Annotated in this window: 13 protein-coding genes; 8 read left to right on the top strand and 5 right to left on the bottom strand. The window is 40.3% G+C overall.

The window, feature by feature from the left end; translation table 11 throughout:
* The first annotated feature begins 1,231 nt into the window (after positions 1-1,231).
* Complete coding sequence (locus J0656_RS20455; RefSeq protein WP_207035225.1) at positions 1,232-1,531, top strand: Arm DNA-binding domain-containing protein; 300 nt, start codon at positions 1,232-1,234, stop codon at positions 1,529-1,531.
* A 688-nt stretch (positions 1,532-2,219) separates the two neighbouring features.
* Here the strand turns inward: J0656_RS20455 and J0656_RS14680 are convergent.
* From J0656_RS14680 to J0656_RS14660, 5 genes are all read right to left on the bottom strand, one after another.
* Complete coding sequence (locus tag J0656_RS14680; protein WP_207035197.1) at positions 2,220-2,933, bottom strand: fibronectin type III domain-containing protein; 714 nt, start codon at positions 2,931-2,933, stop codon at positions 2,220-2,222.
* A complete protein-coding gene (locus tag J0656_RS14675; protein WP_207035195.1) occupies positions 2,930-7,933 on the bottom strand; it encodes a YCF48-related protein in 5,004 nt (1,667 codons plus the stop codon). The genes J0656_RS14680 and J0656_RS14675 overlap by 4 nt, the downstream gene beginning before the upstream one ends.
* Positions 7,934-7,975: 42 nt before the next feature.
* Positions 7,976-9,856, bottom strand: coding sequence for an SGBP N-terminal domain-containing protein (locus tag J0656_RS14670; protein ID WP_207035193.1), 1,881 nt, complete (start codon positions 9,854-9,856; stop codon positions 7,976-7,978).
* Positions 9,853-12,246 carry a T9SS type A sorting domain-containing protein gene (locus J0656_RS14665; RefSeq protein ID WP_207035191.1) on the bottom strand — a complete coding sequence of 798 codons (2,394 nt, stop codon included), beginning with the start codon at positions 12,244-12,246 and terminating at the stop codon, positions 9,853-9,855. The genes J0656_RS14670 and J0656_RS14665 overlap by 4 nt, the downstream gene beginning before the upstream one ends.
* A 181-nt stretch (positions 12,247-12,427) precedes the next feature.
* Positions 12,428-13,096: an NUDIX hydrolase gene (locus J0656_RS14660; RefSeq protein WP_207035189.1), complete on the bottom strand. Its 669-nt coding sequence runs from the start codon at positions 13,094-13,096 to the stop codon at positions 12,428-12,430.
* A 130-nt stretch (positions 13,097-13,226) separates the two neighbouring features.
* Between J0656_RS14660 and J0656_RS14655 the strand changes: the two genes are divergently transcribed.
* From J0656_RS14655 to J0656_RS14625, 7 genes are read left to right on the top strand one after another with little or no spacing between them, the layout of a single operon-like run.
* Entirely contained in the window at positions 13,227-14,081 is an 855-nt protein-coding gene (locus J0656_RS14655; protein WP_207035187.1) for an SDR family oxidoreductase, read from the top strand.
* Between the two features lie 32 nt (positions 14,082-14,113).
* Positions 14,114-15,301 (top strand): mannonate dehydratase, encoded by a 1,188-nt coding sequence (gene uxuA / locus J0656_RS14650; protein WP_207035185.1) that lies wholly within the window; start codon positions 14,114-14,116, stop codon positions 15,299-15,301.
* Complete coding sequence (uxaC, locus tag J0656_RS14645) at positions 15,298-16,704, top strand: glucuronate isomerase (RefSeq protein ID WP_207035184.1); 1,407 nt, start codon at positions 15,298-15,300, stop codon at positions 16,702-16,704. Before uxuA ends, uxaC begins: the two co-directional genes overlap by 4 nt.
* A gap of 15 nt (positions 16,705-16,719) precedes the next feature.
* Positions 16,720-17,766, top strand: coding sequence for a sugar kinase (locus J0656_RS14640; RefSeq protein WP_207035182.1), 1,047 nt, complete (start codon positions 16,720-16,722; stop codon positions 17,764-17,766).
* A gap of 9 nt (positions 17,767-17,775) precedes the next feature.
* Positions 17,776-18,450, top strand: a complete 675-nt coding sequence (locus J0656_RS14635; RefSeq protein WP_207035180.1) for a bifunctional 4-hydroxy-2-oxoglutarate aldolase/2-dehydro-3-deoxy-phosphogluconate aldolase — start codon at positions 17,776-17,778, stop codon at positions 18,448-18,450.
* On the top strand, positions 18,450-19,430 hold the full coding sequence (locus J0656_RS14630) for a TRAP transporter substrate-binding protein (RefSeq protein WP_207035178.1): 981 nt from the start codon (positions 18,450-18,452) through the stop codon (positions 19,428-19,430). Before J0656_RS14635 ends, J0656_RS14630 begins: the two co-directional genes overlap by 1 nt.
* Positions 19,430-19,888, top strand: coding sequence for a TRAP transporter small permease (locus J0656_RS14625; protein ID WP_207035176.1), 459 nt, complete (start codon positions 19,430-19,432; stop codon positions 19,886-19,888). Before J0656_RS14630 ends, J0656_RS14625 begins: the two co-directional genes overlap by 1 nt.
* Positions 19,889-19,891 lie beyond the last annotated feature (3 nt).

Raw genomic sequence — 19,891 nt, 5'->3', positions numbered from 1 at the left:
GGATGTAAAAAAATCTAATTAGTTGCGTATTGAATCTAAATTGCAGTTTTGAGACTGACTTTATTGAGTATTATTTGAGGGCTTATATTTAATTGGTTCTTCTGTAAAACTAGATAGCGTTTATCTGTAAAACTAGATAGCGTTTAATCGACTTCTGTAAAGTCTTTCACTTGCGTAATTTACAGTATCCGTCTTCTATATTAGCACGTTCCATGTATTAAAATGTTTGATAATACGGTTTGATATATCCACAATTTCATCTCCGTTTCATACAGTTAGTTTCCTTGTAATATCTTTTAAAATGCTAATTTTTGCAGCAAATATCATCTTCTTTTGAGCAAGCTCTTAATCTAGAATATCTTACATTAAAAAAGAATATTAGAATTGAAACATTTGAATTTACACAAAAAAATTAATAATTAAAAACCTACATATTTAAAATATATATCTTACTTAGAAATAATACAATAGTTTTGGTTCTTTATTTTTCATATTGATACTTAAATCGTTTAACTGATCAATATGATTTAGTTTTATCAGTTTTTATCATCAATCTTTTTGTGTGAGCTAATCTTTGTTAAAATTTAGCCTCACCCTTTTTGTAGCCTTCCCTAAAAATTTTTTCAAACAGAATTTTTGTATGTTTAGGTTATCATATATACATAAAATTTGTGTTCAAAAGTTGTTTTTTGCTTTCCGTGTTTTTAACGGGAACTCCTTCAAGGTTACAGGGTAAAACTATGATTTTCGGCAATATAAGATTTCGTCGATGATTCAGTCATCCCGACTCATTTTAGTGTTTAGTTGGTGTATATGTTTGTTTAATATTTTATAGTTAGATTTGACATCTACGAAGTAAGGTTACCAAAAGTGGTCTGTAATTCGGTTAGCAGCAAAAGCATAGGCAAGGAAAAACGTAATAAACATAAGGGTTGGCGAATTAGGTTCGAATCCCTCAGCGCCCACATAAGATCAAACAAGTACAAAACCTTGCATATCCTATTGATTTGCGAGGTTTTGACGTTTTAAGGCATTATTCATTTGAATTGGTTTGATTTAATATGTTCTGGTTTGTAATTCGGCTAGTAAATATTTTTATCAAAAGTGTTAACTGAACAAACGAATAAGTATATGAATTACAATAGTTTAGTGTTTGACTTTCGCAGGTAATTTTCGTTCAGTTTGACACTAAACCTATGAGAACCCGGTCTACATTTTCAATTAGTTTTAGATAAGCACTGTCTGTCGAAATGACGGTTCCTATAAGATATATGCTCGTATCACTATTGACTCACAACGAGTTAACATGAGCTTGAAGTATAGCATCCCGAAGGAAAACTGGGACCGAAAGGGGTCGAGGGTTCTGGGGCGCATGAAGGAAGCACGGGAAATCAATACCTTTCTAATGGAAAATGAAACTGAACTTTTCCAATGTTATCGGGAACTACGGTCTAAGACCCAACATATAACTTTGCAGGTGTTTAAGCCGAAGTATTTCGGGAAAAACGAAAAGCGAGGTGAGTTTAACTGAACTATTTGAATATGGAAGTGGGGCCCATAACTTCAACAAAATGACCTTGAGTCAATATAGGACCATTTTTCTAAATGTCCAGTCAAATGTAGTAAGTCCAAAAATTCAGTAATCCAAAAATTGCAACAGCAAATAAGAATAACGCAATCACAAGGAAAATAAGAAACGACTTCCTTTTATTTTTTAAAACGATTTCTGTCTTTGAATCTTTTATTTCGAATAAATCCCGCAATAAATAATATCACTTTGAGTACTTGGGTAGTTAGTGTCAAAGACCAAATTGGACCCGACCTAGAAATTTAGACCTATGATGAGTCTGTTTTCCGATTGCCATTTGAAATAAAACTTTTTGTTTTTGTCATTCAAAAGTTTTTTCAAAACTGCTAAATCTGTGTTTACACTAAAATTTTCAGTTCTAGATTAGAATATTGACAGGAGTTTTATTGTTATTGAGCTTTTAAAAAAATCTCTAAAAATAGTTGCCTCAGTACTGGTTTTAATTTTTATTTCAATTCCGAATATATGACCTTGGTTATCATGTTAGGCTCTATATCAGTAAGTCTGCAAGCCTTAAGGTTTCTCTCATAGAGAACTTTATCGGGTTGGTTCAATTTGACCATATATCTGGCATTATTTACATCAAGTTATTTCTCAAATCCGGTTGGATATAATTTGAAATTACAATAAGTTATTCGATGGTGGTAAAAGACCATGTCTCCCCATTACTTGTAGAATACCTGTCTTTTACATTAATTTTCCAATAATATGATTGATTTGGGGAAACACTTACCTCTATAGAATTTTGTTTAACCCCAGATTGATAGAGTTCTGGCTTTTCAGAGTTTCCAAAATAAACATCATAAGATAGAGGGTCGTTATCGATATCAGACCCTTGCCATTCCAAAACCACCGAAGCTGATGTGACTTTCGACCCTATAAGAGGTGAAATCAAGGAAGGAATGTATGGAATATGATTACTTATTGGATCACCTTTAACATAGAATGCCCGTACTTTACTATACTCGCTTTGAGAATTTTTAGAATCAATGGCCTGTACACGCCAATAGTAATCCTGACCAACTTCCATTGTAAGTGTTATATTAGTTTCAGTGACAACCCCATTTTCTATAATTTCTGTGAAAGATCGATTGGTAGATATTTGTAATCGGTAAGTAACCGTATCCTTATCAGGGTCATCAGAGTCTGTCCACTCAAATTTCAATTCTGGATCAATACAAAGTTCATCCTCATTGGGAAAAATGAGCAAAGGTACCTCAGGAGGGTTGTTTTCTGAGTTGGGACCATCCGGAGAAGAATCTGGTTGAGGTTCTCCTTCTCCGCTTCCGCCTTTGGAACAGCTTAAAATCAAAAGACAGAAAAGCATATATAATGACTGTTTCATTTTTTTATAACTTTAAAGGAGGTTTTTTGATTGTCACCTAATTGGACGATGTATATTCCAGAATTTAAGGTGGATACCTCACAAGTTAGAGTTTGATTGGAAATGGTAACATTCATGGATAAAACCATCTGTCCTGATGAATTGAAAATCCTTAAAGGAACCTCTTGATGATTTGAGAACTTCTCATTTGAAAGCGAAGCGGTAAATGAATTTACCACAGGATTGGGGATTACAGTTATGCCTTTCTGGAAATAGATCAGCTTTGAATATGAAAACTCACAATCTCCAGCTGAATTTACCTCCAATACATCACCATTATCAGCGGTAATTTGAACGCTTTCTTGGCTGGTTTCCATTATCTTTCTCCCATTTATTGAAACAATATAAGGTGCAGCCCCTCCCTTAAATTGAAGATCAACTTGTTTTGAAGAGGAAGAAGAAATTATAGAAGTCACTTCAAAAGGTTCGGGTTCTGAAATGGTGAATTGATAGCAGTATTCCTTGTTTGTGCCATGGTCTTGAAGACAAATATCATACATTCCTGCAGATAAGTTTTCAAGAAGTAATTCACCTTTGAAGTCGGAGCTTGTGGAAATTGAACTGCCTGTTAATTTTGCGGAATAGGCATTCTCGGGTATACGGGCCATTATGTGCAGACTTCCATTCGATGTCCCTCTACAAGTGGTATTGGATTGAAGTATCATAAAGGGATCATTGGGTTTAATCTCAACGGAAAGCCTATTAAAGGAGCGAAGGCCAGTCAAGAGGTCGGTCCTTATAAGGCCTATTTCTCCGAAACCCATACCTCCCCAGTCAACAATAAGTTCATTTCCATTTGTTTCATAAGATCTTTGCCCAGAAACCGACCAGATATAACTTACTTGGTCTTCCAATGGAGTGGTATAAACATGTCCATTACTGTTTTCGACCACTTTTTCCAAGCCAAAGATTTCAGGCGGGCTTGGTCGTTCCAAAACGGTAACTATGATTTCTGAAGACACACCGGTGTTACAGCTACTGTAAGGCACTGTGCTTACGGTATATGTGCCAGGTTCGCTCCAGGTTATTTTTGCCAAGTTGTCTTCAGAAATTAGTTTGTTATTCCCTTCAACATGCCATTCATAGCGCACATCACTGTGTTTTAAAATGGAATATATTTCCTCATCCTCGACTCTTACCGATTTGTCTCCCTTTATATATCCAGCATTGATTGGTTGCAGGTCATCTTCAATTTTATGAACACCTCCGCCATTGACAGAGATGTAAATGGTGCCATTTACATAATCCATGTCCAATATATCACCATTGCTGTTAAATACTTTTTTCCAATGAATTCCCCCATCTATGGTAGAATAGATACCATTATTGGCACCTATATACCATTCCAGTTCATTCAATGCGATAATTTCACTAGTGTAACCAGTATATAAATTTAAAAACTCCCATGAATCACCACCATCAATGGTCTTGTAAAACCCATTGCCTGTCGACACTATTCCAATTAGGTCGTTGGCGAAGGTGATCCCATATACAAAGGGCTCTTGATCAGGGTCAACTATTAGCTCTTCCCAAGTAGCCCCACCATCCTCTGTACGGGAGACACCATTGGATTTTCCGGCAAACCCAATGGATTCGCTAGGAAACTCAAGTACCCTTACATGGTCAAGGGCCGTATCTGCAAGCGGTGTCCATGTTTCTCCAAAATCAAGGGACTTGGTAATCCGACCTTCCAAGTTTTTGGAGAACAAAATAGTATTATCTAGTACATCCAATGCCCCATAAGAATCTTGGGCCATTATCGGTATCCAGGTGTCTCCACCATCAGGGCTTCTATAAGCCTCACCATTATAGGTTCTGATAACTAAGTTTTCCCCTATCTTTTCAGCTTGATAAACTTTTTCATCAATGGGTGTGGTCATTTCTATCCAAGTCACTCCACCGTCGTTCGATTTTCTAGATTGATATTCGGAAAAAAAGTAAGCATTATCCCCATCAAAAATCACATCCCGAACCCTACCGCCCCCTAGCAAAGTGCTTACAGGGCTCCATTCTGTTCCACTGGGAGAAGCAAAAATAGCGCGGCCATTTTCATAGGATCCTGTTCCGACCGCTATTCGATCTCCTAACTGATTAATGTCCAAAGATTGTATACTTGCATGAACATTCAAATAAACGGACGACCAAGTGAGTCCTCCATCATTTGTTTCATATATACTTCCTCCTATCATATATCCTATGGATTCATCTACAAAGTGAATTTCTTTGATTCCGGATCTATTTTCAGCGTTGATGACCACCCAACTTTGTCCTTGGTCTTCTGTTTTTAAAACTTTGCCTTTGTTTGTTGCAGCAAAGCCAACATTGTCATCTCTGAAAGTGAAAGTGGTTATATCCTCATCATACGCCAATTCTTCAAGGTCAAGTACGTAGTTTGTCCAGGTTTCCCCGCCGTCATTGGAAATAAAGTAGGTCTGAGAGTTGTTGCTGGCAAAACCGAGCTCATCATTAGGGAAGTAAATGGCCCTGGGATCTCCAAATCCTCCTCTATATGAGGTTTCTGACCAAGATTGTCCCCCGTCATTACTTTTGAAGATATAACGCTCCATGTAAATGAACAATACCTCTGGGGAAACCGCCATAAACCTACCATTGTATGTTGTTAAACTGCCGAGCTGATCAAAATCCAATGGTTTCCAATTCAAACCTGCATCATCTGTTCGCAACAGTACTGATGAACCTGCTATAAATCCGGTGGTTTCGTTTACAAACTGTATCTCATACAAATTGGAGGGGTATGTGTACAAACCACCCACTAGGTTTGTCTGTTCTATTACATGCATGTGTTGCCATGTGGCTCCTTTATCAAAGGTTTTCAAGATCACTCCGTTGGCGCCCACCGCTATGGCATCGGTATCGTTCAGGAATTCCACGTCATACAGGTCACTGGTAAGTGGAATCCCTATTTTTTCGCAATCCCCCAGCTCTATTTCTTCACTTTCATCAATAATGCCCAAAATTATGTTTTCCTCCAGCACTGTTCCTTTAGCTCCGGTTGCTTGGACCCGAATGGTATATGAATTTTTGAAATCATCGTTGAACCCGTCACCGACAAACAATTGATTGTTAGAAATAGAAAAGACCATATTGTCTTCGTCTCCTATTCCTTCAATCAATGAATAATTGAAGGTCTCGTCGTCACCAACATCTGTTGAAAAAGTGCCAATGAGAGAGCCGATTACGGCATTTTCCAAAATGGAGTAATTGTCTATCTGAACTTCAGCTACACTTCTGTCCCATTCTATTTCTTTTTGCGTAGGGAAGGTTTTGTCCACACTCTCTGCAGGATGTGCCGATACTAGGCCTTTTAGTTGTAGACGGAATTCAGGTTGGGATGTATCATCACCTCTAATGATCAGATATCCAGAGTGGACATCGGTCGTGTTGGGCAAAAAACCTACTTCAAAAGTCCCTGTTTGAAGAGGTGCGAGTTGTTGTGGCAAGGAGGTTTCACCGACATCACCATTGATATAGAAGCCTTCGCCGCTTACCTGTATTTTGGAAAAATTAAGCGGGGCCTTTCCCATGTTTTGAATTGATATCCGTTTAATGGCCAAGCTATCCACTTTCGTGTCAAAGCCAATTTCTTCGCCATTGTCAACAATGGAATATCCAGACTTGATTTGCATAAACGGATTTGGACCTGCATGGTACAGGTCCACGGAGCTTTGATACTGTACTTTGTCGTTCAAAACTGCAAAGTAGACAAATCTGCCATCCGACTTTAAAAAATACTTGTCACCGGAGGTTTTTCGGGTTGCCCTCAGCGGGGAATAGTTCTCGACCGAATTGGAGTTGACATCATAAGAGCCTACCCCAGCACTACCGTTTACATAATATATTTTATTGTTCCATACCAGCATATCTGCATAAGGGTTGACATTTATAGCAGTATTAGCCTGTTTTGTTCCTTGAACGGTGCCGTCAGAAGTCCAGAGTAAATGATTGTTGAACGCTCCAGTACTAAAAAAAAGATTTCCATTATGTTCCACAAAACCATTGAAATTGCCGGAGCCAAATAAATAGGGGTCTTGGAAGTTTAATATTTCTTTGGTTCCATGGCTTGTGCCATCTGTAACCCATAACGCATCTCTAATATTATTGTATGCATTACCTGATCCTAAGGAGAAAAATACTTTTTCGCCGACTTCGATCAACCCATACAATTTTAACCCACTATACGATTCAATGGAGAATTCCTTTAGCATAGTATAGTTATCCAAATCGGTTAATCGATATAATCTAATGTAAGTATTGTTATGGCTATAGGTAATGAAATAGAGTCCTGAAGTAAAAGATTTAAATCTTCCCATGTTCTCCAGGCCATCGATGACCATACTTTTTGTGCCTTCCGTTGTTCCATCAGTTTCATACAATTTGCCATTATTGGTAAAATAAAGCTTATTATTGGCTACTACGAGATTGCCACTGGAATAAATAATATCTCCGGCATCTATAATGTCTTCCACAAGTACTGTGCCCTCGGTAGTACCATCTGTTCTATGCAGCTTTGGAGGCCCACTTATATATTGATTGGAAGCCGTGAAATAAAGCATATCGCCGTAAATGGTAAAGTTTGATGGTCTAGAACTGGAATTATCCCCATCCGTATTAAGGTCTTTTAAAAGAGATGTTCCATTTTCAGTTCCATCAGATTTCCATAGTTCAATACCCTTACCCGGCGTATTGCTTGCAAAATAAAGTTCATTTTTGAATATGAAGAGATTTCCAGGGGGGGAGGATCCATCAAGTAAACCTTTTATCAGCTGTGTTCCCTTTCGAGTTCCATTGGTTTTCCAAAGTGCCCACCCCTCCGTTAAGTTTCTTGCCATGAAATATGAGGTGTTTCCGATGGTAGCAAACCCTCCAATTTCCTCAAAATTCTCTAAATATGTTTGGCTATAGGTATAAATACTGATGAGCGAAATAATCGCTGCTAGCAAAGATTTGTTTTTTTTATTACCAACCACTGGTCAAAGGTTTTTTTAGTTAACGTTAAAATATACAATGTTGGAGTTTAGCACATTCGGGTAACCATCAATTGTACCTTGAATTGCAAGTGGCTTTTCATTGTTGCCGGTCCATGACTTCAATCTGTTGTAGGTATTGGTGCTAAAGGGCAGACGAATTTCGGTGCTATCTTGATTCAGCTCGAGGTCGTAAACATATTCATTAAACGTATGGTGCTCTCCGTTGGTTTTCACCATAAACTCCTTTCTTAAATTGACCCCCCTGATAATAAGAGTGTCACCCCTGGTAAAATCAGTTCCATTTATTTCAGTTATTCTAATTATCCGATGATCATTGACGACTTCAAACCGATGGGGATAAAATGTGGTCCGTGTACCCTCCGATATGGTAATGCTATAGCTGCCAGAAGGCAAATCGTCCGGAATTACAGTTGTTAAGCTATTCTGTGATTGTGAGGTTTCAAAGGAATGATAATGATGATAGAAATGTTCTGTAATAGGGAAATTGAACTTTTCTCCGTTTGTGTTCACCAATTCCAAGACAACCTGCGAGGGATCTTGTATGTTTTGGACAGAAATGTATTGTGTTGAACCAGCAAATACCCTATACCCCGTCTCTATAGCAGAATCTGTAAATTCAAAACCAGGGTTCAGAAAATAAGAGGTTACCTTGGAAGCTCTGACGGGTGCTTTAACTACAAATTCTTTGGTAGTACCAATTTCTGAGGTCACTGTAAAAGTTGCGCCATTATTTTGGCCAATGTCCATACTTGTTACTTGAGTGACTTCAGTGGAAGCCTTGGTGGAAAGTTTGATTTCGGGAGTAATATCTGTGTAATCGAAATTCCCCATTTCAAGATATATTTCACCTGTTTTTGAATCAATTTGACCTATGTATGTTTCTTCGCCTTGATGTACTTTGAAGGATTTTACTTCATGCTGCCCACTTTCAACTTGAAGTGTATAAGTGGTTTCATTTCCTCGTGAATCTGTGACAACATAAAAAAGTGAATCATGAAAATTCATTTCTGTTCCACTCTCAGGATTGATGCTGTATCCTTCCTTTAAGTTGATGGTTGGTGCCAGCTTTTCATAATCAAAGTTACCAAGCCTGATATTTATGGTTTTAAGATTTTCATCAATGGTTGCTGTGTAAAGAGAGTCATTTTGTCGAATTTCAAAGGAAAGTATCCCGGTCCCACCGTCAGAACTGAACATCCGAACCTTGGAGTTGGACGTGTTCCCACTTTTATCTTTGGTGGTGATTCTCCAGAACAAAGTTTTGCCAACTTCTATTTTAGTGGTGTAGTTATTTGTGGTAAGGTCTGCAACAATCAGCTCCGAAGGAGGGTTCTCTGTCCCAATGTATATATCATAAGTAAGATTGTCATCATCAATATCGGAGCCTTCCCATTCCAATGTTACTTCCTGTATATCCTTTTCAAATTGTGAATCTTCTTCTGGACTGATAAGACTCGCAGGAAAAGGGGCATAATTTGACACCCCATCTCCTGCAGAATAAAATTTCCAATGCTCGCTTTCTTTCGATTTGTCCGAGTTTGAAACTTTGGAAATTACGTACCATAGATAAGGGGTGTTTTTATCCAAAACCATTGAAACTTTGCTGTTGGTTGTTGGTTGTCGTAGGATTTGATTTGTGGTGAGGTTTTCAAGAATAAGTTCATATGAGTCATTGTTGTCGGCTTTCCACCTAAATTCAATACTTGTTTTTTCCAAGCTTTGATCAACCCCTGTAGTACATTCAGAATCCTTTAATGGATATTCCAAGTTTACTTCGGTCGGAGAGCTGTTTGCAGGAGGTTCTGCTTCATTGCCACCTTTAGAACAGGCATTAATTACGCATGCCAAAAAAATTAGAAATAGAGGATATTTCATCTTTTTATAACCTTTTTATAATCATTGTGAGTACCATTCGAGCATTCCAAATAATAGATGCCTTTTGGCAAAGACTGCAAATTTCCAAAAACTAGATAGGGGGCATCAAGAAATGTCTCTCGATAGACCACTTGACCGGTCTGTGTATATAATGTCACCGTTTGCTTTCCTTGACCATTTTTTGGATATATCTCAATTTTATCGATAAAAGGATTTGGTGCAATTAGAATGTCACTCTCCAGATTCACGATATGTGAAGCAATGCCTTGGCAAGGGGCTTCTCCTTCAACAGATATCTGGTTCAGCCCTTGTTTTAATTGCACTTCCAGCTTTGATTCCTTTGTTGTAAGGGTTTGATTGTTTATCCTGACTTTGTATTCGTTGCTACCTGACAATTCCAATTTTAAAACCTGACCAGCATCTACTTTTGCGGTAAGTGAAATTTCTGATGAGGATTTCACGGTTAAAGTATAACAGATTGTTTCGGAATCCGTACCATCCACAGAAATGCAAACTTCGTGTGTTCCAGGTGCTAGATTGTAAAAGCTACCTTCATTTACAAAGGATATTTCAATACTGTTATCAAGGATGCCTTTGTAGGCTCTATCGTCACTTGTGCTTATGATGATCTGACCATTTGCTGAACCGGGGCATACCTCGCCGATAGACTTGACATCAATCAAATCTGGGTCCAAGTAGGCTATTTCGCAACCTTCAGCGTTTACCGAAACACCAAAAGTTGTATTAGGACAGGAATCCAAATAATCAGGAACATTATCCCCATCGGTATCTATTTGTTCTTTGGAGCAACCTTTTGAATCTACTTCTGCGCCAAACTCAGAATAGGGGCAAAGGTCCAAATCATCCATAATGCCATCCGCATCAGAATCTTTTTGTGCCTTGCTACATCCATATTCATCTACCGATTCGTTCAAAGGAGTGTTAGGGCAGTGGTCCAGTCTATTTGGAACAGTATCCTGGTCTGTATCTTCGTCGGATGTTGTAAAATCCAAGTTGCCTATATCATATTTTATAAGGAAATAATCTTTGTCATTATTACCACTATTATTGATCAAAGTTATTTCAGGGGAAACATTAAGCTCACCAGAGGAAAAACTTCCTGAATAATATAAATTGTTGTTATTGATTTTTATTGTTCCCGACCAATCTTCTACCTCGGTATGGTACTGCTGTGGTGCCCCGCTTAGATGAATCAAATAATCCATTTCCAGGTCATTTAGACCTACTTTAATGAGAACAGGCTCTGTGCCGGGATTTATAGTGGTCAGTGATCCGTTGTCAAACTCCTTGGTTCCTCTAAAACTGGTAGCTATCAATAAATGCCCTTTATAGTCCGCAAAATGGCCGTTTTGACCATAATACGGGAAGCCATCAAATGCCCGGTAGTTTAGAAAAGTTCCATCCGAACTATATTCTAGAAGTCCCGCTGCAAAAGCAAATTCAGTATTTGTAAACCTGAAATCGTCTGAGATTACTGTGTCAAAAGCGTAAGTCCATATATATAATTTCCCGTTTTCCCCAACGTGGATATCTGAAGGTAATAATATATCGTCCCCGTTTCCCTCAACATATTGTTTGCTAATGGTCTTGGACCAAACCTTGGTTAAATTGGAGTTTATTTTATGGATTTGTGTTTCATCAGTAATACAGCTGTTTTCTCCATAATTTATGGCAAGATAAATATCACCGTTTCCATCCATGGTAACAGCTTTGAGTTCATCATCTCCAGGACCTCCATATTTGATGGCATCTTTTACTTGACCGATTGTATTGAATTTTGCAATATAGATGTCATCCTCGTAGTATGTATCTGCATAAGTGCATTCAGTATTTTCGGTTTTATTAAAAAAGAAAGCATCATCTATGTTGATGGTTTCGTTGAACATTCCAATGACATATATGAAACCATCATGATATTTAACCCGAGTGTATCTTGTCCCTTCGATTTTTTGAGCCCATAGAAGTTGTCCGTTGGAATTGATCTTTATGATGGAATTACCATAGGGTACATCAATATTGTCTATTGTAGTAAAGCCTTCTTCTCTTGCTGGATATGTCAGTTGAGCATATGTATTCCCATGTTCATCAATAGTCATGGCGCCTAATGTAGGCTTTTGGTTGCTGTAATTGAACTGATCTAAATCGAAGAAATCAAATCTCCAAATTAATTCCCCGGCTTCGCTTCTTTTTTCCAGACCAGCAGTTGTGAGAAATAGTAAACCATCTTCCACTAAATGAATATCCCTTGCGCTATCACCTAGATGTCCCCCATTGGAAATGGCCCATTTTACTTCTTGTGAATAGGAGAATTCGTTGTAGAAAAAAAAGGTAAGCAGAAAAGAAAAAGTAGTAATGTATCGAATACGCAAAATTAATATAGACAGTTGGTTATAGAGGTAAATATATATTTTATAATTTAAAAAAGCCCGTATAATCGTACAAATCAAGTAATATCCGTCAAGGGGATGTGTTCATCGCCCAGATGGAAAATATGTGTCTAGACAATTTTTTCAAATAGAACGATACGCCCAATAAAAATCCAAATGGATATTACTTTAACCTGTACAGATATGGACCTCCTTTCACCCCCTGCTTTTTCTTTCCGGTGTTCTTCAAAACATCCATTTGGAATATTCGCTTTCTAAAATTCCTTCTATCCAACTCAACATTCAGGATGTCTTCGTATAAGTTCTGAAGTTCGTGCAAAGTGAACTCCTTTGGCAAAAGTTCACCAACAATTAGTCTGTCCCTTAAATTATTTCGGACAAAAGAATGCGCTTCATTGATCAATTTCCCATGGTCAAAGCCAAGATTGTTGGGTATGTCGTCCACATCGAACCAATCGATGCTTGTAATATTGTCCCTTAATGTCAGCGGATGGTTCTCTGGTTTCACCAATGCGTAAAAACAGATGGTAATGACCCTTTTCAAAGGATGCCTGTCCAATGCTGTATAGGTCTTTACCTGTTCAAAGTGTATGTCCCTGAACCCGGTCAAGGAAAAAAGGACTTTAGCAGCACAATCCTCAATAGTTTCATGCTCTTCCATGACCCCTCCGGGAACATGCCATTGGTTTTTAAAATGTCCCAAGGACCTTTTTATCAAAAGGATTTTCAGTTTTCCGTCAACATATCCAAAAACCGTTATGTCAGCAGTGACAGAGCATTCAAAGGAATCCGGTTTTACTTGAATATCTTGTAATTTTTCTTGAGTGTTCATTTTTTTATGGAAAATTTTATCTTTTTCTCTAAATGGACAATTAAAATTTATATATTTGAAACTATGTCAAAAGTACACAGAATATTTTTTACCTAGTCCAATACTTTATTCAAAGAAAAAAATAATAGCAATGGATAATCCCAAATATAAAGAATTGAAAGGCAAAGTTGTGGCGATAACAGGTGGTGGCGGTATTTTGTGCAGCACCTTAGCCCATGCTTTTGCCGATCAAGGAGCTAAGGTCTGTGTTATGGATTTGAATGTGGAATCCGCCCAAACCGTTGCCGATATGATTAATAAGTCTGGGAACAGTGCAATGGCCGTCAAAGTTGATGTGCTTGACAGGGAAAGTTTGGAAGAAGCGAAAAAAAGGATTACTGAAAAGTTCGGCCCCTGCGATATTCTCATCAATGGAGCAGGGGGCAACCATCCTTTGGGAACGACCAGCAACCCCTATTTGCTCAAGGAGGATTTGGTTGAAACAGCAAAGGATTTCAAGACGTTCTTTGACTTGGACACGGAAGGAATTCAATTTGTGTTCAACTTGAATTTCATTGGAACCCTTTTGCCTACACAGGTTTTTTCAAAAGACATGGTAGGTCGCAAAGGATGTAGTGTTTTGAACATTTCCTCGATGAATGCCTTTACACCACTTACGAAAATACCGGCATACAGCGGGGCAAAAGCCGCTGTTTCGAATTTTACCCAATGGCTTGCCGTCCATTTTTCCAAAGTGGATATCCGGGTCAATGCCTTGGCTCCCGGTTTTTTTCTTACCGACCAGAACAGAAGTTTGTTGACCAAGCCGGAAGGGGGACTTACTCCTAGGGGAACTACAATAATTGATCAAACCCCTATGGGTCGTTTCGGTGAACCGGAAGATTTGGTGGGAACGACCTTGTGGTTATGCAGTGAACAATCAAAATTCGTAACGGGCATAGTAGTTCCCATCGATGGGGGCTTCAGTGCTTTTAGCGGCGTTTAATTAAATTAGGGAACGATGAAAATTCAATATCAATGGGTTTAGAACAGACATGGCGATGGTACGGGCCAAAAGACCCCGTTTCCCTTGCTGATATTAGGCAGGCAGGGGCAACCGGCATTGTAACGGCATTGCACCACATTCCAAATGGTGATGTTTGGTCCATATCGGAGATAAACAAAAGAAAACAAGAAGTGGAGGCCTATGGTCTTACTTGGTCAGTAGTGGAGAGCATACCCGTTCACGAGGACATTAAAAAACGAACAGGGAAGTATAAGGAATACATAGCGAATTACAAGCAGAGCATTGAAAACCTCGGTCTATGTGGAATTGATATAGTGTGTTACAATTTTATGCCCATTCTGGACTGGACCCGGACCGACCTTTCCTATAAAATGCCTGATGGTTCCTATGCACTCCGTTTTGATGCCATTGAATTTGCAGCCTTTGAACTCTTTATCTTAAATCGTGAAGAAGCCTTTGGTCATTCTTCCAAAGAAACTATTGAAATGGCCAAAACAGCATTCGAAAGCATGGATGACGAAGCCAAGAAGCGTTTGGTCCAAAACATCATTGCCGGTCTGCCAGGGGCAGAGGAAGGATACACGGTGGAACAGTTTCAAGAGGCTTTGGACATGTATAGGGACATCGGGGAGGAAGAACTTAGAAGCAATCTGTACGATTTTATCAAGGAAATCGGCCCAGCAGCTGAAAAGTCCGGTGTCTTTTTGGCAATCCATCCAGATGATCCCCCATACCCTATCCTAGGCCTTCCAAGAGTGGTGAGTACGGAAGAGGATGCCCAAAAATTGCTTGCGGCCTACAACAGTCCCCATAATGGGCTGTGTTTTTGTACAGGCTCCTACGGGGTAAGGGAAGACAATGATTTGGTGGGTATGGCCAATCGTTTATCGGAAAGAATCAATTTTATACACCTGAGAAGTACAAAAAGAGATTCGCTCGGCAATTTTTATGAAGCGGACCATTTGGATGGAGATGTGGATATGTATGGAGTCATGTACGAATTGATAAAAGAACAACTTGGACGCAGCAAAAAAAATGCAAAGAACCGTCGCATGCCGATGCGGCCTGACCATGGACATCAAATGTTGGACGATATCCACAAAAAAACGAATCCGGGATATTCCGCAATAGGACGCCTTCGGGGCCTTGCTGAATTAAGAGGGCTCATGTACGGTATAGAAAAATCCTTGCTTCAATGACGTTTATAAAAGATGACTTTTTGCTGGAGACCCCACAAGCAAAGAAGCTGTACCATGGCTATGCCAAGGAAATGCCCATTATCGATTACCATAACCACTTGTCACCCGAGCATGTTGACAATGATCACCAGTTCAAAAACCTGGCTGAGGCTTGGTTGACGGATGATCATTATAAATGGAGGGCAATGAGGGCTTGTGGCGTTGATGAAACTTATATCACCGGTGATGCATCGGAAAGGGAAAAGTTCCAAAAGTGGGCGGAGACAGTCCCCTTAACGCTTAGGAACCCCTTGTATCATTGGACACAATTGGAGTTGAAAAGTTACTTTGGAATCGATGATTTGCTTACCGGAAAAAATGCAGGACGTATTTATGAGGACACTAAAGAACAATTGCAAGAGAAAAGCCATAGTGCATTGGGACTGTTGCAACAGTTCAACGTAGAGGTCATCTGCACGACTGATGACCCCATCGATGCTTTGGAACACCACCGTAGCACGGCGAAAAAGAATGCCTCGCTAAAAATGCTGCCAACCTTCAGGCCCGATAAAGCATATGCCTTAGAGAACAATAGTGCCTACAGGGCATATTTGGAAAAATTAGGAGAGGTATCAGGGACACAAATATCCAACTATCAGGATTTGATTACGGCCCTCAAAAAAAGAATGGCATATTTTCATCAAGAAGGTTGTCGTCTTTCAGACCATGGTTTGGAACAATTGTATCATTTTGAGATGAACCGTTATGATGTTGAGTACATCTTTGGAAAACTGATGAACGGTCATTCTCTGGAAGTCGAGGAAATACAATACTTTACCTTTGAGACCTTGGTCCACCTTTGCCAAGAATACCATAAACTGGGGTGGGTACAGCAATTCCATTTAGGTGCCCTACGAAATACAAACAGAAGAAAATTTGCCCAGCTAGGGCCTGACACAGGATTTGACTCGATTGGCGATTTCCCACAAGCCCTCAATCTTGCAAAGTTTTTGAACACTCTTGAAAGTACGGGACAGCTTGGCAAGACAATCCTCTATAACCTCAATCCCGCCCTTAATGAGGTTTTTGCCACAATGGTGGGAAATTTCAATGATGGCAGTGTGCGCGGTAAGGTGCAAATGGGTTCCGGATGGTGGTACAATGATCAACTGGAGGGTATGGAAAGACAAATGAACGCGATATCGAACATGGGATTGCTCAGTTGTTTTGTGGGAATGCTCACGGATTCCCGGAGCTTTCTGTCCTTTCCAAGGCACGAATACTTCAGGAGACTGTTGTGCAATATATTGGGGAATGACATAAAAAAGGGCCTGGTGCCCAATGATATCGAATACATAGGCGGATTAGTCCAAGACATTTCTTACGGAAATGCCAAAGCCTATTTTAATTTAGGAGATAACTAAAATAAAGGTAACAGAATGAAAAAAGTAGTAACCTTTGGGGAAATAATGCTTCGCTTGGCCCCTTCGGGATTTTTGAGGTTCTCTCAGGCCAATAGTTTTGATGTGGTCTATGGCGGAGGGGAGTCCAATGTCGCAGTTTCCTTGGCAAACTATGGTGTGCCAGTAGATTTTGTGACCCGATTGCCAAAAAATGATATCGGTGAATGTGCCTTGATGGAAATGCGTAAGCGTGGTGTAGGTACTGACAATATCATTTATGGAGGAGACCGCTTGGGCATCTATTTTTTGGAGACCGGAGCTGTAAGCCGCGGGAGCAAAGTGGTCTATGATCGTGCACACTCCGCCATGGCAGAAATAGGTCCCGGGATGGTGGATTGGGACAGTGTCTTCAAGAATGTGGAATGGTTCCACTGGACAGGAATCACGCCTGCCATCTCCCAAGGAGCGGCAGATGCCTGTATCGAGGCCGTGAAAATCGCAAAAAAACATGGGGTAACCATATCCACGGATTTAAACTACCGAGCCAAACTTTGGAAATATTGTGACGATGCCGAGCGAGAAGAGATCATGTCAGAGCTTACTTCGTATTGCGATATTGTTTTGGGAAATGAAGAGGATGCGGAAAAACACTTTGGTATCAAACCCGAAGGGCTGGACATTACCACACAAGGCGAGCATGTAAAGGCAGATGCTTTTTTATCGGTCTGTCAACAGATGATGAAAAGGTTCCCCAACGCAAAAAAGGTCATTACAACATTGAGGGGGTCTTTGTCAGCTTCACACAATACATGGGCGGGCGTGTTGTATGATGGCAACACCATGTACCAATCAAGGGAGTATCAGATCACACACATCGTGGACCGTGTCGGTGGAGGAGACTCCTTCATGGGCGGTCTTATCTATGGATTGCTGAACTGGCCCGGCGACGACCAAAAAGCATTGGACTTCGCTGTAGCGGCCTCATGCTTGAAGCATACGATAAAAGGGGACGCCAATTTGGCCACCGTTACGGAAGTTGAGAAATTGATGGGGGGCGATGCCTCTGGGAGAGTATCACGATAAAAAAATAAAATGGCAAGGTATACAAGATTGGAAGTAGTTCGGGTAATGCAGGAAACGGGTATGGTACCGTTGTTCTATCATTCCGATATCGAAATTGGGAAGAAAGTGCTCAAAGCATGCTATGATGGTGGTGCCCGTTTGATGGAGTTCACCGCACGTGGCGATTTTGCCTTTGAAGTATTCTCGGAGCTGAACAAATATGCAATCAAGGAGTTGCCCGGTATGATGATGGGCGTTGGTTCCATTACAGATGCAGCTGCAGCATCCATGTACATGCAAATGGGAGCAAGCTTTGTGGTGACCCCGTCTTTAAGGGAAGATATCGCCATAGTGTGCAATCGAAGGAAAGTACTTTGGTCACCGGGGTGTGGCTCTTTAACTGAAATCAACAAGGCAGAAGAATTGGGGTGTGAGCTCATTAAGCTCTTTCCGGGGTCTACTTACGGCCCGGGGTTCGTAAAAGCCATCAAAGGCCCACAGCCGTGGACGAGTATCATGCCCACTGGAGGGGTCAGTACAGAGGAGGCAAACCTGCGGGCTTGGTTTGATGCAGGAGTAACATGCGTGGGCATGGGCTCCAAATTGATTTCCAAAGATGTTCTGGAGCAAAAAGATTTTGAAGGATTGCAGAAAAAAGTGACGAACACCTTAAAATTGATAGAAAAAATCAGAAGAGAGAAATAATGAAACACTTCAATGTCATCCTTTTATTGTGCACGTTGTTTTTTGCCCTCGGTTGCGAAGAAACCTCGGGCATTAGAACAATTAGGTTGGCACATGGCTTGGATATCAATCATTCCGTGCACAGGGCCATGGTAAAAATGGGGAAAGATCTTGACAGTGTTTCAAAAGGAAGGCTTCGCATCGAAATCTATCCCAATCAGCAATTGGGCACTGAACGTGAAATCTTGGAATTGATTCAATTGGGCAGCCTTGATATGACCAAGGTATCTGTTGCCACTCTAGAGAATTTTGCTCCTAAGACAAGAATTCTGGGGCTTCCCTATCTTTTTGATAGCCGGGAACATGCATTTGAAGTGTTGGATGGTCCAATCGGACAATCATTGTTGGACAATGCCGAACAATTTAGATTGAAAGGCTTAGGTTATTACGATGCCGGGTTTAGAAGTTTTTATACCGAACATGCACCTGTAACTACACCAGATGATCTGAAGGGGCTAAAAATAAGGGTGATGGAAAGCATTACTGCAATGGATATGGTCAAAAGTCTAGGAGGTTCCCCGACCCCCATTTCGTGGGGAGAGCTCTACACATCCCTACAACAAGGCGTGGTGGACGGAGCGGAGAACAATCTACCTAGTTTTTATCTTTCCAAACATTATGAGGTGTGTCCATATTATTCGCTGGACGAACATACATTTTCGCCAGATGTCTTGATCGTTGGTACCGGGTTTTGGGATGCCCTTTCAGAACAGGAGAAGGATTGGCTTGACAAAGCAGTAAAAAAATCGTTGGAGCATCAGCGGAAATTGTGGGCCGAATCGGAAGCAGAAGCATTGGAGAAAATCAAGGAAGCTGGTGTAGAGATTTCGCATCCGGACAAAAAACCATTTATTGAAATGACAAGGGAGATGTACCGGGCATATGAAGAGGACGAAGAGCTGAACAACATGATAGAACAAATCAAATCATTGGCAAATTGATGGGACTCAAAAGGGCATTGGAAAATATTTTGGCCCACTTGCTAGTATTGTTAATGAGCCTAATGGTGCTTAATGTGCTTTGGCAGGTGTTCAGTAGATATGTCCTAGGTACACCAAGTGCCTTCACGGATGAACTTGCCCGCTTCCTTATGATATGGTTGGGATTGTTGGGTGCCGCCTATGTTTCAGGAAAAAACGGTCATGTGGCTATAGATGTACTGGCCAAACGGGCCAATGTCAAAAATCAAAAAGTTTTGAAAAGAGTGGTGTCCGGTTTCATCATCCTCTTCTGTCTGGCGGCAATGGTGACAGGCGGCGGATGGTTGGTGTACACTACCTACGAACTCAAACAGCACTCCCCGGCATTGGGGTTGCCATTGGCCTATGTGTATGTCGTGATTCCCTTAAGCGGGCTGATCGTGGTTTATAACAAAGTCGTCGAAATAATAACGGATTGAGCC

The sequence above is a fragment of the Flagellimonas aurea genome (assembly GCF_017313785.1).
In the GTDB taxonomy this organism is placed as follows: domain Bacteria; phylum Bacteroidota; class Bacteroidia; order Flavobacteriales; family Flavobacteriaceae; genus Flagellimonas; species Flagellimonas aurea.
Note: the sequence above shows the minus strand (reverse complement) of the source record. Positions and strands in the feature narration are given on the sequence as shown.